The sequence below is a fragment of the Pseudomonas sp. genome, assembly GCF_002796985.1.
In the GTDB taxonomy this organism is placed as follows: Bacteria; Pseudomonadota; Gammaproteobacteria; order Pseudomonadales; family Pseudomonadaceae; genus Pseudomonas.
In genome coordinates this window covers 1,016,572-1,032,796 of sequence record NZ_PEKX01000007.1, presented here as the reverse complement: position 1 = coordinate 1,032,796, position 16,225 = coordinate 1,016,572, and the positions used below count along the sequence as shown (strand labels likewise).

13 protein-coding genes are annotated in these 16,225 nt (G+C 66.0%); 3 read left to right on the top strand and 10 right to left on the bottom strand.

The window, feature by feature from the left end:
• Positions 1-146 precede the first annotated feature (146 nt).
• Genes CTR55_RS10445 through CTR55_RS10435 form a run of 3 tightly spaced genes read left to right on the top strand, consistent with a single transcriptional unit; the run spans position 147 to position 3,172 of the window.
• The gene (locus CTR55_RS10445; RefSeq protein ID WP_296285920.1) at positions 147-749 is read left to right on the top strand and encodes a LysE family translocator; all 603 of its coding nucleotides are present in this window, start codon (positions 147-149) and stop codon (positions 747-749) included.
• 13 nt (positions 750-762) lie between these two features.
• The gene (locus CTR55_RS10440; protein ID WP_296285919.1) at positions 763-1,962 is read left to right on the top strand and encodes a benzoate/H(+) symporter BenE family transporter; all 1,200 of its coding nucleotides are present in this window, start codon (positions 763-765) and stop codon (positions 1,960-1,962) included.
• A 46-nt stretch (positions 1,963-2,008) separates the two neighbouring features.
• Positions 2,009-3,172 carry an AAA family ATPase gene (locus CTR55_RS10435; RefSeq protein WP_296285918.1) on the top strand — a complete coding sequence of 388 codons (1,164 nt, stop codon included), beginning with the start codon at positions 2,009-2,011 and terminating at the stop codon, positions 3,170-3,172.
• A gap of 428 nt (positions 3,173-3,600) precedes the next feature.
• On the opposite strand, the gene CTR55_RS10430 is transcribed toward CTR55_RS10435, so the two are convergent.
• From CTR55_RS10430 to CTR55_RS10385, 10 genes are all read right to left on the bottom strand, one after another.
• Entirely contained in the window at positions 3,601-3,903 is a 303-nt protein-coding gene (locus CTR55_RS10430; RefSeq protein WP_296285917.1) for a LasR-specific antiactivator QslA, read from the bottom strand.
• Between the two features lie 605 nt (positions 3,904-4,508).
• Entirely contained in the window at positions 4,509-5,534 is a 1,026-nt protein-coding gene (locus CTR55_RS10425; RefSeq protein WP_296285915.1) for a fimbrial protein, read from the bottom strand.
• A 14-nt stretch (positions 5,535-5,548) separates the two neighbouring features.
• Positions 5,549-8,095: a fimbria/pilus outer membrane usher protein gene (locus tag CTR55_RS10420; RefSeq protein ID WP_296285914.1), complete on the bottom strand. Its 2,547-nt coding sequence runs from the start codon at positions 8,093-8,095 to the stop codon at positions 5,549-5,551.
• 262 nt (positions 8,096-8,357) lie between these two features.
• Positions 8,358-9,098, bottom strand: coding sequence for a fimbria/pilus periplasmic chaperone (locus CTR55_RS10415; RefSeq protein WP_296285913.1), 741 nt, complete (start codon positions 9,096-9,098; stop codon positions 8,358-8,360).
• 87 nt (positions 9,099-9,185) lie between these two features.
• A complete protein-coding gene (locus CTR55_RS10410) occupies positions 9,186-9,725 on the bottom strand; it encodes a fimbrial protein (protein ID WP_296285911.1) in 540 nt (179 codons plus the stop codon).
• A gap of 178 nt (positions 9,726-9,903) precedes the next feature.
• Positions 9,904-10,794 (bottom strand): bile acid:sodium symporter family protein, encoded by an 891-nt coding sequence (locus CTR55_RS10405; RefSeq protein WP_296285909.1) that lies wholly within the window; start codon positions 10,792-10,794, stop codon positions 9,904-9,906.
• Positions 10,795-10,985: 191 nt separating this feature from the next.
• Positions 10,986-11,915 carry a chemotaxis protein CheV gene (locus tag CTR55_RS10400; RefSeq protein WP_296285908.1) on the bottom strand — a complete coding sequence of 310 codons (930 nt, stop codon included), beginning with the start codon at positions 11,913-11,915 and terminating at the stop codon, positions 10,986-10,988.
• Between the two features lie 113 nt (positions 11,916-12,028).
• A complete protein-coding gene (yegS, locus tag CTR55_RS10395; RefSeq protein ID WP_296285906.1) occupies positions 12,029-12,949 on the bottom strand; it encodes a lipid kinase YegS in 921 nt (306 codons plus the stop codon).
• 111 nt (positions 12,950-13,060) lie between these two features.
• On the bottom strand, positions 13,061-14,620 hold the full coding sequence (locus CTR55_RS10390) for an FGGY-family carbohydrate kinase (RefSeq protein ID WP_296285903.1): 1,560 nt from the start codon (positions 14,618-14,620) through the stop codon (positions 13,061-13,063).
• Positions 14,621-14,647: 27 nt separating this feature from the next.
• Positions 14,648-16,225 carry a glycerol-3-phosphate dehydrogenase/oxidase gene (locus tag CTR55_RS10385; RefSeq protein ID WP_296285901.1) on the bottom strand — a complete coding sequence of 526 codons (1,578 nt, stop codon included), beginning with the start codon at positions 16,223-16,225 and terminating at the stop codon, positions 14,648-14,650.

Here is a 16,225-nt window from a genome sequence, read left to right as displayed (position 1 = left end):
CGTACGGCTTTCCCGCACCCTACCGGCGCACGTCCCCGAATGCCACTGTCGCTCGCACTGTACGGGCCACTCGGCCGCTGGCTGTTATGGGACAGCCCGGAGGCTGCGGGATTAGGCTGGTCCTACAACAAGACCGGTACCCCGCCATGCCCCTCGAACTCCTCGGCGCCTTTGTGCTCTTCGCCTTCGTCACCTCCATCACCCCTGGCCCCAACAACATGATGCTGCTGGCCTCGGGCGTGAACTTCGGCGTGCGCCGCACCATCCCGCACATGCTCGGCATCAGCATCGGCTTCCTGCTGCTGGTGGTCGCTGTAGGCCTGGGCCTGCATCAACTGTTCGAGCGCTTGCCGGCCACCTACACCGCGCTGCGCTATGCCGGTGGCGCCTACCTGCTCTATCTTGCCTGGAAGATCGCCCGCTCCGGCGCGCCCGAGGCGAAGGGCGGAGACTCCGCCAAGCCGATGACCTTCCTCCAGGCCGCCGCCTTCCAGTGGGTCAACCCCAAGGCCTGGGTGATGGCCGTCGGCGCCATCGCCACCTACCTGCCGGCCAACAGCTGGATCGGCAACGTGGTGCTGATCGCCACCCTGTTCGCCGTGGTCAACCTGCCCAGCGTCGGCGTCTGGACGGTGCTCGGCAGCCTGCTGCGGCGCTGGCTGGAAGACCCTCTGCGACTTCGCCTGTTCAACGTCGGCATGGCTGCGCTGCTGGTCGCTTCGCTTTACCCTCTGCTCACCCGCACCTGATGGAAGTTCGTGCATGACTGACACCACCCCCGCCACCGCGCCGCTGCGCCCGCTGGCCGACTCCTCCCCCGCTGCCGTTGTCGCCGGGTTCGTCGCCATGCTCACCGGCTACACCAGCTCGCTGGTGCTGATGTTCCAGGCCGGCCAGGCGGCGGGGCTCACCACCGCGCAGATTTCCTCGTGGATCTGGGCGCTGTCCATCGGCATGGCCGTGACCACCATCGGCCTGACCCTGCGCTACCGCACACCCATCGTCATCGCCTGGTCCACCCCCGGCGCCGCGCTGCTGATCAGCAGCCTGCCCGGCGTGCCTTACGGCGAGGCCATTGGCGCGTTCATCGTGTGCGCCGCGCTGATCACGATCTGCGGCGTCACCGGCAGCTTCGAGCGGCTGATGCGCCAGGTGCCCGGCTCGCTGGCCTCGGCGCTGCTGGCCGGCGTGCTGTTCCGCATCTGCATCGAAATCTGCAACGCCGCGCAGCAGCAGACGGCGCTGGTGGTGGCGATGTTCGTCAGCTACCTGGTCGCCAAGCGCCTGTCACCGCGCTACGCGGTATTCGCCGCGCTGCTGGTGGGTGTCGCCCTGGCCGGCTTCCTCGGCCTGCTCAACTTCAGCCACTTCCAGCTGGAAATCGCCCGCCCGGTGTGGACCACCCCGAGCTTCTCGCTGGCTGCCACCATCAGCATCGCCATTCCGCTGTTCATCGTCGCCATGGCCTCGCAGAACATGCCGGGGCTCGCCGTGCTGCGCGCCGATGGCTACCAGGTGCCGGCCTCGCCACTGATCTCCACCACCGGCATCGCCTCGCTGCTGCTGGCGCCGTTCGGCTCCCACGGCATCAATCTGGCAGCCATCAGCGCCGCCATCTGCACCGGTCCGGAAGCCCACGAGAACGCACAAAAGCGCTACACCGCCGCGCTCTGGTGCGGGCTGTTCTACGGCATCGCCGGCATCTTCGGCGCCACCCTGGCCGCGCTGTTCGCCGCGTTGCCCAAGGCGTTGGTGCTGTCCATCGCCGCGCTGGCCCTGCTCGGCTCGATCACCAACGGCCTGACCAACGCCATGGCCGATGCGCGCCAGCGCGAAGCAGCGATGGTTACCTTCCTGGTCACCGCCTCGGGCTTCACCCTGTTCTCCGTGGGCTCGGCGTTCTGGGGGCTGGTCGCCGGCCTGCTGACCCAGCTGGTGCTGAACTGGCGCCGCGCGCCCTGAAGCGAGTTTGCTAGCATCGGGCGATTGCCTGAACCGGATCGCCCGCATGCTGCACACCCTCGCCGTCGCCAACTACCGCTCGATCAACTCGCTGGTGCTACCGCTGGGCCGGCTGAACCTGATCACCGGCGCCAACGGCAGCGGCAAATCCAACCTCTACCGCGCCCTGCGCCTGCTCGCCGAAACCGCCCAGGGCGGCGTGGTGAATGCACTGGCGCGCGAGGGCGGGCTGGAATCCACCTTCTGGGCCGGGCCGGAAACCCATTCGCGGCGCATGCGTTCGGGCGAAGTGGAAGTCCAGGGCGGCCCGCGCAATGAAGTGAAGCGACTGCGTCTGGGCTTTGCCGGCGAAGATTTCGGCTACGCCATCGCCCTCGGCCTGCCACCACCGCCGGTGGTCAGCGCCTTCGGCCTGGACCCGGAGATCAAGCACGAAAGCATCTGGGCCGGCCCCTGGTATCGCCCCGCCTCGCAACTGGTGGAGCGCAATGGCCCGATGCTGCGCGCCCGCGAAGGCCGTAGCTGGCAGGTGCTGGCGCAGCACATCCCGACTTTCGACAGCCTGTTCACCCAGATCGGCAGCGGCTCGGATTGCCCCGAAGCCCTGCTGCTGCGCGAGCAGATTCGCGGCTGGCGCTTCTACGACCACTTCCGCACCGACGCCGACGCCCCCGCACGCCAGCCGCAGCTCGGCACCCGCACACCGGTGCTACACCACGATGGCCGTGACCTGGCAGCGGCGCTGCAAACCATCCGCGAAATCGGCGACGCCCACGCACTGGAAACCGCAATCAGCGACGCCTTCCCCGGCGCCGAACTGCAGATCGACTGCCAGCCCGGCGGGCGCTTCGCCGTGGCACTGAAGCAACACGGCCTGCTGCGGCCGCTGAGCGCATCGGAGCTCTCCGACGGCACCCTGCGCTACCTGCTGCTGGTCGCCGCCCTGCTCACCCCGCGCCCACCGTCACTGATGGTGCTCAACGAACCGGAAACCAGCCTGCACCCGGACCTGCTGCCGGCGCTGGGGCGATTGATCATCGCCGCGTCGAAACACACCCAGGTCTGGGTGGTGTCCCACGCTAGCCGGCTGATCGCCACGCTGGAGGAACACCCCGCGTGCAACGGCCTGCACCTGGACAAGGAACTGGGCCAGACGCGCATCCGCGACCAGGGCATGTTCGATGCCCCGGCGTGGCATTGGGCGGATTGAGCCCGCGCCTTCAGGTCGATGCCGAAGTTCAGGGGGCGCAGGAGCGGGCTTCGTCCGCGATAGATTCGAATCACGCCGGAAATCATTGCGGACAGAGTCCGCTCTACCTGGAGAATCGCGCGAGGGCTTGCCCCCACCCTAGCCCTCTCCCTGGGGGAGGGCTGGGGTGAGGGGGAAACACCGGCACGGACTATCCAGAGGAAGACAGTTGCTCCTACCTCGAAAATCCTGCGCGGCGGGTAATCGCGGAGCCATTCTGTAGGCTCGCGCCAAGCGCGCGATTGTGTATAGGCTAGGCGCGCCCGTCCTGCACCACATCGATGGGTATCGCTACGCTCCACGCCATCCTACATCGCGTTCATCCGGCAAGATTGAGCCTGTGCAGCAACCGCCCGGTCAGGAGCGAGCTGGCTTGCATACCGATTGGTTCAAGCGTGGAGCACCGCCGAGGCAGCAGTGCCCATCAGTCGTTGCTGTACGCGCCAGAAGAACGCCGCTTCATAAGCCACGCGCTGTGTGTAGCTCTCCTGTTCGCTGCGGCCGGCGAAGAAGGCCGCCCACAGGTTGGATGAGTATCCCTGCTCGTCGAACCAGCGCTCGACATGCCGAACGGCCGCGTCCATGGCCGGTTGGCAGTCGACCGGCCAATCCATCGCCATGCCGGGCTGGCCATCGGCCGGTGCGACGTGGCCCCAGTACTCGCCGGGGTGTTTGGGTTGTGTGCTTCCCATGTATGAACTCCTTGTGAGCCGCACCGGAGCGGAGCGACCGCGATTCGATGGACTTCCAAAGGGCCGCCAGGTGTCCCAATACACCCGGCGGCCTGCCGCAAACCTCAGGTGCTCGGCAGGGTGAGCACCGAGAGCCGGCCAGATTGGCTACTCGATAGAAGGAATTCCGGAGGGGACGGTCGGTGGTGCGCGGGGGTAAAAGCGGGGTAATGCATCGCTCAGTTCCTACGTAGTGATAAGAGGAACCCGACTCACCCAACTTTCCACTGAAGGGTGGCAGGACCGTGCAAGGGTGGAAATACCGGCTACGTAGGGCCCGGCCGGACCGAAGCCCGCCTTGCACGATCCCACCATAGACAGCACATGACGGGCACAAAAAAGCGCCAGTCGAACCGCCATGGCGCTACCGCGCCTACGTAGCAAAACACCGGGTTTCCACGCCCAGGTCACGACGACTGTCGCGACCCGGAAACCTTACCGGCGGCCTTGCAGGCGCAGCAATGCGGGATGCTACCGGTTCTTCCGAAGGCTGTGCAGGACGGTTCCCGAGTACCTTGTCGCAATTGCGTAGGATCATGCGACTCTGCTTGCAGCTCACTACCAACTCATTGGTAGGAGAACGTGTAGGTGGCTACGGCATTGGCATCGCCCGGCGCCACCACAGCATTGATCTTGATGTAGTTGGCGGTAAAGGGCACGTCCAGTACGCCGTTGGGCGAAGTGCCAACGGAAAACTGGTTGGTGTTGCCGGCGACAGAGGCATCCGGCCCGAAGCGCACCGGAGTGCCGTTGCGCCGTACCTGGACACCAACACCACGAGCCTGAGTCGGCGATGGGCTGAGGCTGAGGATGTCGGACGTGTTGCCGAGATTGTTGGCGTCAGTCAGCGTCATGTAGACATTCATGCCGGTGCTGCAATTGAGGCGCACACTGAAGCTGGCGTTGCCTGCCGTTGTCCCCACCGGCCCGGCGAGGCCCGGCGCGCTGGTCGTGCCGAGGCTGACACTCATGTTCACCGAGCCGGCATCCACGGAGCAGGTCTGGGCTGCCACGCTGGTGCCGGTGATCTTGATGGGTGCGGCTGCCGATGTCGTTCCCGAGCTTTTCTCCGCCACGAAGGTGTTGGCGATGGTTGTTGCGGCAAGGGTACCGGTGGCGATGGGCTCGCCGGTGGCGACCAGCCTTATGGAAGCGCCAAAATCCCAGAAGGTGGACCATCCCTTGACCAGATCGGTGGGCGTCGGTGCTATCGGCACCATGGCGGCATTCTGATCCTTGATGCCGAGAATCAGCCCCACGCCTTTCTGCGAGGTCGCATAAACGGTGTACGTTGCTCCGCCGTCGACCAGTGTTTTGCCGGTTGGATTCAGCAACCCGCGCGCCTGGCCATAGGTGGTGGAGGTGTCACTGGCGGTACAGCTGTTTTCCATTCGCGTGACGCTGGAGGAGATCCAGCCGGTCAACGGAGTACCGAAGCTGCGGTCGCGCGGCGCTGTGATGCTGGCAGGCAGGCTGAGTGTGATACCCGCGGTTGGCGTGCAGGTCACTGTCGCCTCGGCGCGGCCGAGCCATAGCGTCGTCAGCGCGATCAGCAGGATGCTCAGATGGGTTTTGCTCGAAGTCCCGCTCATTTGGCTTCTCCGGGTTAACCTGCGCAAGGCGCATCGATAGCTTCAAGGGGAGCGTCCTTGTCGCCGACCTGATTGCTCGGGACGCTGTAGTGAAGGGTGCAACTCTTGTCGCCATCGAGCGGAACGCGCAGGGTGCCGCTGTCGCCTTCGACACGGGCGAAGATCTTGCCCCCCTGCCCGACCACACCGACTTCCTGGTTTTTCTCATCGTAGACACTGGCGCCGAACGGCAGCGGGCTGCCGTCGCTCTGGCGGCTCTGGATCAGCAGCGCGCGGCCGGTTACCGCGTCGAACTTGACCAGCATGACCGAGCCGCTACGCGGTACGACGTCCTGCGTGGTGCTTTTGAGTTCGACGTCGTCGGACAGGCCCTTGGGGTCCAGTTCCAGGGTGTTCACGCGGTAGGCCGTGAGGTACGGCACCACGGCCTGGCCCTGGCTATTGAGCTTGACGTTGCTGGCACTGCTGACCTGGGCGCCAGCGGCGCCGGGGGCGTCGATGATGGCGATGCTGTCGCCCAGGGTCTGGCCGAAGGTGACGCCCCTGGGGTGGGCGACCACGGAGCCGGCGATGCCGGCCGACAGTTGCCGGTAGTCGCTGCCCTGGCTCACGGAGCCGTTGAGGGTGCCGTAGGCGTCACGGTACTGGGCATTGCCGCCGAGGCTGGCGGCGCCCTGGCCATCGGCCGGGCTGTCGTAGGCGCTGGTGATGCCGTAGTTGATCTGGCCGTCCTGGCCGGCGGTGCCGCTCAGGGTGCTCTGCAGGTTGCTGGCGCCGCTGCTGCTGTGGCTGACGCTGCTGGTGAGGTACGGACGATTGCCGCCGGCCGAGCCGATGGGCAGGGAGACGCTGAGCAGCACCTGGTTCTCGGAGCCGCCGAAGGCGTCCTGGGTCCGCGAGGCGCTGACAGAGGCGCTGCCCCAGTTCCAGCTGTGGTTGTAGCCGGCCTGGAACTGGGTGTCGGAACCCGTGTCGTTCCAGTAGTCCTGCCTTGAGCCGCTGACGAACAGGTAGCCGCGCCCGATGTTCTGGCTGACGTTGATTTCACTGCGGCTGCGGGCACGGCGGATGGCGTCGGCGCCGCCTTTTTCGTCGCCAAACGCCTCGAGCTGGTCACGGGCGTTGAGGGCATCGTTGAGGCCGAAATAGCCATCGGTGGAATAGCGGTACGAGGCGACGGTGAAGTTCGTGCCGGTACTCTGCAGGATCTTGTTGTAGCTGATGCGCAGCGAGCGGCCGCTGTACTGCTGGCTGTTCAGGTCGGTGCTGGCCTGGGTCAGGTCCGCGCCAAAGGCGCCGTATTCGGTATTGAGCACGCCACCGAGCAACAGGGCGGTGTAGCCGTCGGAGCCTGTGCCGCCGGTGTAGGCGGTGACGCTGTTGGTGAGGCCGCGCTGGTAGGTGGCCTGGGCGACGTAAGGGCTGTAGCCGTAGGTGAGGCCCCGTACCTGGCCGACGCTTGCGCTGTAGCGCGAGACGCCGGGGCGCAGGGAACGAGCGACGGAGGAGAACGGCACGCTGAAGTGGCTTTCCTGGCCGCTGGCTTCGGTCACGGTGACGTCGAGGTCGCCATTGTCGCTGGTGGGGTTGAGATCACTGATCTCGAAGGCGCCGGGGGCTACGGTTTCCTCGTGGATGATGTAGCCATTCTGGCGGATGGTGACGCGGGCGTTGGTCGCGGCGATGCCGCGTACCACCGGCGCATAGCCGCGCTGGGAGTCGGGCAGCATGCGTTCGTCGCTGTTCAGGCGCACGCCGCGCAGGGGGACCGAGTCGAACAGGTCGCCGTCGGTATAGGCATCGCCGAGGGTCAGCTGGGAGCGGAGCGAGTCGACGTCGCGCTGGGCGTAGGTGGCGAGGTTCTGTAGGGTTTTGCCGTCCTGGCCCCAGTTGAGCGACGAGCGCTGGCGCAGGCGCCAGTCCCCCAGATTGAGCCCGCCATTGAGGCTGGCATAGGCGGTTTGCTGATCTCTGCCCTGGCTGCTGCTCTGGTAACCGCTGAGGTTATAGTCCAGGAAGCCGGCGTTGACGCCATGGTCCCAGCGCTCGGGGCTGACGTAGCCGCGCGGGTTGCGGCGCAGCATGGCCTGGGGAATGCTCAGATCCAGCCGCTGCTCGCCAACATCGACACTGGCGCTGGCGCCTTCGATAAGGGCCGGCAGGTCGAGGCAGTCGCCGGTCAGTTTGTCTGGCGGCAGTTGGTCGAGCTTGACGCCAAACTGCTCCAGTTGCAGGCGTGAGAAGCAGGCTTTGCCATGGCCGGGCTGGTCGCCCTCGACAAAGTGGATGTCCTGGGGACCGAGCGGCGTTCCATTGAGCTGCACGGCAAGGTTGTGGACGCCCGGCTCGACCAGGTTGCTTTCACGAAAGCGCGACAGGTTCATCGAACGTGCCCCCTGCCCCCAAAGCATGTCGCTCTCGAAGTTGGCTACCTCACCCTCATCCGGCCCCGCCAGCGCAAGGCCGCTGCAAAGACCGCCCAGCAGGCAGACGGCCAGCGCCAGCGGCTTGAACGGAAAAGCCATGGGTTGGGACAGTGGAAAGTAACGTGCGCTGTTCATGCTCGAACCCTGCAGTGGCAGTGCTTTCCGCCTTGCCAGCAAGGGCGGAAGCGATGGGTTCAGTCTCCGATTCGCGCACGAATCGTCCTACCGTAGGTTCCCGGTAAGCCTGTAGGAATTATCCCAACGAATAGCGAGCTATCGAATGAGCGGAGCAGCGAAACTTCTCCGCACGAAGGCGCAAACACGCGAATGGGTGGGGCGGTCCGGTGCAGCTCTGGCTGGCACCGGACCTGGTACGGCGAGGGAGTTGTGCTGGCAGTCAGGGCTTCAAGGGCTGGGAATGCTCGATCATCGCGCCCAGGTCACTGATGCTCGTGTAGTCCACCTTGCTACCCGATGCGAGGCCGGCGGCGCTCTTCAACGGCATCAGCTTGCGCTCGCCTGGGGCGAGCATGCTGGAGTTGATGTCGAGGGCCGGGCTGACGGTCTGCCCGCCTCCGCTCACGCTGACCTTGCCCAGGGAGACGTAGTACGGGCTGTCGTTGCGGCACTCCAGCGTCCACTCGGCACCCTTTTGCTGCAGGCGCCACTGCAGTTGCTCGGCGGCGGCCGTGGCGTTGCCCGGCAATCCCGCAGGGCGATAAAAGAGTTTCAGGCGGCTGCGGAAGGCGATCTTCAGCTTGTTCTGCCCTTCGGCCGATGACGGCGGAACCTCCAGTACGTTGAGCCAGAACAGCGACTCCTTGTCTTGCGGCAGGCTCTTCTGCCCGGTGTAGCGGACTCGCAACGCCTGGCCCTTGTTCGGATCGATCCGAGCGATGGGAGGCGTGAGCACGAAGGGAGCGGCGGAGGTATCGGGCGTCGCCTGGACGTTGCCTTCGTCTATCCATGACTGCACCAGCATCGGCGATTGGCCGTCATTGCCGAGCTTGACCGTCACCTCCCGCTGGGACGCATCGTAGACCACGCGGGTACCGGTGATCACGATGGAGGCTTGCGCCTGACCGATCGTCAGGCAGGCCGCCAGCAGGAGCCCCAGGCCGGAAAAAGCACGCTTCATGGTGAACCTCGGATTGTCAGTGGATGCTCCGCACCCGGCGAAGGCCGAGCATCAGCCTTCGCCGGGTAGTGCCGGGGTGCGTTCGACTTACGGGTAAACGATCGAATAGGTCACGCTGGATTTCACTTCGCCCGCGCTCGGGGTGGCCGAGTTGGAGTAGTACTTCACGGTGAAGGGCATGCTCGCGCCGGTACCCGAGATATTAGTGAATGCCGAGGCCGGCGCAGCGCCCAGTTGCAGAGCCGAACCATTGCGGAAGATCGCCAGGTCGACTTCCGGCGCCCCGCTGCCGATGTTCTTCAGGCGGCCCTGGGAAGTGACGTTGGCGCCAGGCTCGAAGAACACGGCCACACCAGGGTTGCCGCTGACTTCGCTGCCAGTGCAACCGGAGAGGTCGATGGTGAAGGTGGTGTCGCCGCCGGTGGTGCCGACGCCGGCCAGGGAAGTCTTGGAGACCGTGGGCAGGGTGACGGTGCCATCACCCGTGCCTGCGCCGTTGATCTTGATGGTGCAGGTGACGTCCTGGACCTTGCCGTTGAAGTTGATGGTGCCATCGGAAGCCTGTGCGTGCATGGCGGAAGCGGACAGAGCAGCCAGGGTGGCGAAGGCAATCAGGGACTTTTTCATCTGAGGGTTTCCTGCATGAGTGAGTTGGCTCGCTGCACCGGCCCCGGTGAGCGCGATGGCCAAATTCTCATCCTGTGCAGGAAGCAGTCCTACCGTACTTTCCTCATCAGCATGTAGGAGAAATCCCGTTAACAACTCTCCCTGTAGGAACGCCAACGCCTACAGGGGGAGCAGCATGTCAGGCAGCCGCTTGCTCCGGCGCGGTCTTGGCCACACCCCGGCTGACCCACCAGCCGAAGAGGCCAGCGGTGAAGAACATCAGCACGCCGTAGATGGCGGCCGGGATCGCCATGGTCTTGTTGTTCAGCAGCATCGGGCTGAGCGCCAGGGCGATGGCGAGGGTGCCGTTGTGGATGCCGATCTCCATGCCGATGGCGATGGATTGCGGCTTGGATAGCTTGAGCAGGCGCGGCATCCAGTAGCCCACGGCCAGGCTCAGCAGGTTGAAGCACAGCGCCGCCGCGCCGACGATGGGCGCATAGACGAGGAAGGTCTGCCAGTCCTTGGTCACGGCCACGCCGATGATCACCGCCAGCAGCAGTGCGGAGAGGATCTTCACCGGCTTCTGCAACGCCGCCGCTACGCCCGGTAGCAGGCGCCGCACGAGCATGCCGATGGCCACCGGGCCGAGGACGATGATGAACACCTGCACCACCTTGGCGAACTGCAGCGGGATGGTCTGGCCGTCGTTCATGAAGTACAGCAGCGACAGATTGACGATCAGCGGCATGGTGAGAATGGCGATCACCGAGTTCACCGCGGTCAGCGTGATGTTCAGCGCCACGTCGCCGTGGGCCAGGTGGCTGTAGAGGTTGGCGGTGGTGCCGCCGGGGGAGGCGGCGAGCAGCATCATGCCCACGGCCAGCGCCGCTTCCAGGGCGAAGCCAACGGTGATGAGGAAGCAGGCCAGGGGCAGCAGGATGATCTGGCAGACCAGGCCGATGAGCACCGGCTTGGGATAGCGCACCACGCGGGCGAAGTCGGCAATGGTCAGGGACAGGCCGAGGCCCAGCATGATGATGCCCAGGGCGATGGGCATGAAAAGCGTCAGCAAGGGATCGTTGGTCATTGTCATTATTCTCCAACTGGGGGTGGGCCGATTGTTTCGGCCTCTTGGGCGCTTGTAACTGGCCTTGCGAGCCAAAACCACTTCATCCTGTAACAGAGTGCAAAGTCTTGTAGCAAACGGGGCGGGATCGTGCGGGAGGCGGGCTTGTTGTAGGAGCGAGCAAGCGCGCTCCTACAACAAGAAAATCAGCGTCAGGCGGGGACTTTCTGCAACCGGCGACGCACCACTTCCACCAGTTGGTCCGGCTGGAACTTGGAGAGGAAGTCGTCGCAGCCGACCTTCTTCACCATGGCGTCATTGAAGCTGCCCGACAGAGAGGTGTGCAGCACCACGTAGAGGTCACGCAGGCGCGGGTCGTTGCGGATCTCGGTGGTCAGCCGGTAGCCGTCCATTTCCGGCATCTCGGCGTCGGTGAAAACCATCAGCAGCTTCTCTTCCATGTCGTGGCCTTCGTCCGCCCAGCGCTTGAGCTGGTTGAGCGCGCGCAGGCCGTCGGTCGCCACGTTCAGGCGCAGGCCAAGCTGGCCGAGCGTGTCACGCAGTTGGGAAATGGCGACGCTGGAATCATCCACCACCAGCACTTCGCGGCCACGGGTCTGGCTGAGCAGAGTGTCGTCCAGGCGATCGCTGGAAACGCGGGTGTTCATCGGCACGATCTCGGCGAGCACCTTCTCCACGTCGATGATCTCCACCAGGCGGTCTTCCACCTTGGTGATCGCGGTCAGGTAATGCTGGCGACCAGCGCCACCGGGCGGCGGCTGGATCGCCTCCCAATTGAGGTTGAGGATGCGCTCCACCCCGCCCACTAGGAAGGCCTGCACCGAGCGGTTGTACTCGGTGACGATGATGGTGCTGTTGGCATCCGGGGTCAGCGCGCGCATGCCGATGGCGCGGGACAGGTCGATCACCGGCAACGTCTGGCCGCGCAGGTTGATCACCCCGCAGATCATCGGGTGGCGCTGCGGGATCAGGGTCAGGCGCGGCAGTTGCAGCACTTCCTGCACCTTGAACACGTTGATCGCGAACTGCTGCCGCCCGGCCAGGCGGAAGACCAGGATTTCCAGGCGGTTCTCGCCTACCAGTTGGGTGCGTTGATCGACAGTGTCGAGAATACCGGCCATGCCTGCTCCAGATTCGGAATGAGTCGTGCGGGAACGCTATCGGCCGCATCCTCCGAAACAAGATAATGGCCGTGCGCCATCATGCACGACTTGCCCGGCCCGGGCCAGACCGATCATCCCTTCGGCGCGCCGAGCCGCCCGGAGGAAGAGAGTAGCGGCGAGTCCGCCGGCAGGTGCAGGGTGATCGCCGCCGGGCGTATTTCGAAGCGCATTTTTCGGCCTTCCAAAGGTTCGCCGTCGAGGTTGACGTCCAATCCCTCGCGGGCCTCCACCTCGACCCAGGGCAGGCGCGCGCGGACGAACAGGTCCTGGATGCCCAGCCCGCTGCCCAGCAGCGCGCCGAGAGTGCCGACCATGTCCTGCGGCGTCGGCAGGATGCTCACGTCCAGCAGCCCGTCGTCCGCCATCGCCTGCGGGCAGAGCACATGCCCGCCGCCCGCCTGCCGGCCGTTACCGATGCCCAGGGCAAGGAACTCGCCCTCCCAGCTGAAACCCGGCCCGCTGAAGCGACCTTGCGCCGCATGCACCTCGGAAAAACGCGTCAGCCCGGTGAGCAGGTAGGCCGCGCCGCCGAGCAGCTTCTTCAGGTCTTCCGGGGTGTTGGCCGTGACCTTCGAGCCGAAGCCGCCGGTGGCCATATTGAGGAACAGCTGCCCGTCCACTTCGCCCAGGTCGATGGGGCGCGCCGGTACGTCCAGCAGCGCCAGCGCGGCGGCCGGCTCCAGCGGCACGCCGGCAGCACGGGCAAAATCATTGGCGGTGCCCAGTGGCAGGACCGCCAGGCTGGCCTTGCCGCCAGCCTGGGCCAGCGCCTCGGCGACTTCGCGCACGGTGCCATCGCCGCCACCGGCAATCAGCGTCGTGTAGCCCGCCGCCAGCCCCTCCTCCACCAGCCGCCGGGCGTCCCCGCCTTCCCAGGTCACCCTGACATCCAGCTCTCGCCCCGCCTTGCGCGTGGCCAACACGGCGGCGCGCACTTCTTCGTTGGCGGCTTGCTTGCCATGCAGGATCAGCAGGGCCTTGGGTGGCGTCATGGTGGGTTTCCTCCCGCTAGGTTCACTGAACGAATAGTTCACTGACCGAATAGTCCACTGGATATGGACTCAGATTAGCGGGAGGAAATTTCCTCAAGCTTAATTTGCCGCTCAGGCCGGGTAGCCGGTGATTTCCCGAATGCTCTGGTACAGCGGCTTGAGCTGCTTGTACATGCGCTGGTAGACCTCGTTGTACAGCCGCTCGTAGGTGCGCTGCGCCTCGGGGCGCGGGTGGAAGACATCACCGACGCGGGTCATGGCGGCGATGGCGCTGGAGAAGTCCGGGTAGAGCTTGAGCCCCACCGCGCAATCGATGGCCGCGCCGAGGCCGGAAGCCTCGTAGACGTGCGGCCGCTCCGCCGGCAGGCCGAAGATGTCGGCAGTCAGCTGCATCGCCGCATCGCTCTGCGAACCGCCGCCAGCCACCCGCAGGCGCTGGATGCGGGTGCCGGAGCGCTTCTCGATGCGCTCCTTGCCCTGGCGCAGCGCGTAGGCCAGGCCTTCGAGGATGGCGCGATAGATGTGCGCGCGGGTGTGCACGTCGCCGAAACCGATGATCGAGCCCTTCGCCTCCAGCCCCGGCTCGCGGATGCCCGGCGTCCAGTAGGGCTGCAACATCAGGCCCATGGAGCCGGCGGGCACGCTGTTGACCAGTTCGTCGAACAGCTTCTCCGGCTCGATGCCCAGCTCTTCGGCGCGCTGCATCTCGCGCAGGCCGAACTCGCGCTTGAACCAGCTGACCATCCAGAAGCCGCGGTAGATCATCACCTCGGTGTTGAAGTGATCGGGAATCGCCGCCGGGTACGGCGGGATCAGCGGGATGGTCTCCAGGTAGCGCGAACGGGTGGTATTGATGGTCGCGGTGGTGCCGTAGGACAGGCAGGCCACGGTCGGGTCGATGGCGCCCGCGCCGAGCACTTCGCAGGCTTTGTCGGCGCCAGCGGCGATCAGCGGCAGGCCCTCGGGAATGCCCGTCAGGCGGCTGGCCTCGGCGGTGATCGAGCCCAGTGTTTCACCCGGTTTGAACAGCTCCGGCAGTTGCTCGCGGCGCACGTCCAGGGCCTGCCATTTCCAGTCCCGCGGCGCGGCCCATTGCAGTTTCTTGTAGTCGAACGGCAGGTAGGCAACGCTACAGGCCACCGAGTCCACGTAGCGCCCACACAGGCGCTGGGTGAGGAAGCCGGAGAGCAGCAGTACCTTGTGCGTGCGCCGGTGGATGTCCGGCTGCTGCTGGGCGACCCAGTTCACTTCGGCCTGGGTACGGAAGTAGTCCACCGCACCCTGCGCGCCCACCAGCTTGAACAGCCAGCCCCAGGGGCCCTTGATCGATTCGCCAAGCTCGGCGCGCCGCTGGTCCAGCCAGATGATCGCCGGGCGCAGGGCCTGGCCCGCTTCGTCGACATGGATCACCGTGCCGCGCTGGGTCGTCAGCGATACGCCACGGATGCGGCTGCGGTCGATGTCCACGCTGGCCCACAAGCGCTTGCAGGCCTCGCCCAACTGCTCCCAGTAGTAGTCCGGGTGCTGCTCGGCCCAGCCGGGCTGCGAGGAGAAATAGGCTTCCAGCTCGACCTTGCCCTTGCCCACCAGGTTGCCCTGGAGATCGAAGAGCAGTGCGCGCACGCTCTGAGTGCCATTGTCGATGGCCAGCAGGTAGTTGTTGTTATCCATGCGTCTCTCGGTAAATGGGACTCTCGGTCAGTGCGGAAGGCTGTAGCAGCGACGCCACAAGGCCTGGTAGTCCTGTTCTTCGCGTTTCCAGCGCGCGTCGTCCCAGCCCAGGCGTGGCTGGCACAGTGCGCGAATGCTTGGCAGCTCGTGGGCGCCGCCGTCGGCCAGCAACAGGCCGATGCGGGTGCGGCGCAGCAGCAGGTCATCCAGGTGCAGCACCAGCTCGCCTTCCGCCGCCCAGGCCAGCTCGGCCCAGAGCGAATCGGTGTGGCCGATGCATTCGCTGCCCACGCTTTTCAGTACCCGCGCCAGCTCCGGCAGTGCACGGCCGTGGCGACCGCGCAAGCGACGCTGCTGCGGCGGTGTCAGCCCCGGCAGCGCAAGGTCTTCGATAGAAGCGAAGACCTGTTCGCCCGCCGCTTCCACCGGGCGCTCCAGCATCGGCGCGCAGGCCGCGAGCACCTCCAGTGCCAGCAGGCGGAAGGTGGTGAGCTTGCCGCCGGCCAGGGTCACGCAGCCGGGCTCGACCCACAGCGCGTGCTCGCGCTTCTCGTCCGAGGGCTTGAGCGACGGCGCGCCATCGCTGACCACCGGGCGCACGCCGGCCCAGGTGGAGCGCACATCCGCCGCGCTGATCTGGGCAGAGGGGAACTGTTGTGCGCAGGCCGCCAGCAGGTAGTCCACTTCCTCGCGGCTGATGGCCGCGTCGTCATCCAGCGTGTCGCGGTGATCGAGGTCGGTGGTGCCGACCACGGTCGCGCCCTCCCAGGGGAAGACGAACACCGGGCGTTTATCCTGCCCGTGCATGAAACTGAAGGCATGGGCGACCGGCAGGCGCCAGGCCGGCAGCAGCAGGTGGCTGCCACGCAGCGGGCGAATGTGCTCGCTGCCGTGCTTCTGCCGCAAGGCATCAGCCCAGGCGCCGGTGGCCAGCGCCACTGCGCGGGCGCGGAAGGTGAAGTGCTCGCCGCTCTCGCTGTCCTCGGCGACCAGCCCCTGCACACGGCCGTCGCGGCGATCCAGCTCGATCACCTTCAGGCCGTTCAGCGCTTCGCCGCCTTCGGCGCGCGCCTCGCCAAGCACGCGCATCACCAGGCGTGCGTCATCAGTGACAGCGTCCTGGAAGCGGGTACCGCCCAGCAGACGGTCTTCCTTCAGACCCGGCGCCACGTAGCGCAGCTCTTCCAGGCGATAGAACAGATGATTGCGCCGCCCTGCCAGCGCGTCGTACAGCGACAGCAGCGTGCCAAACACACGTGGGCCGGGGAAGCCGCCCTGGTAGTGCGGCATGATGAAACTGAGCGGGTCGACCAAGCCCGGCGCCTCGCCCAGCAGGCGCTGGCGCTCGCGCACCGAGTCGCGGGTCAGGCCGAACTGGCCCTTGGCGATGTAGCGCAGGCCGCCGTGGACCATCTTCGAAGAGCGACTGGAGGTGCCCCAGGCGAAGTCGCGCTGCTCGATCAACAGGCAGCGCCAGCCACGCCGCGCGGCTTCACGCAGGATGCCGGCGCCGGTGATGCCGCCACCGACCACGATCAGGTCCCAGTCGCGCGCCGCCAGCTCCGGCAACGCCTCGGCGCGCCATGCCGCATTCCAGGCAGGCAT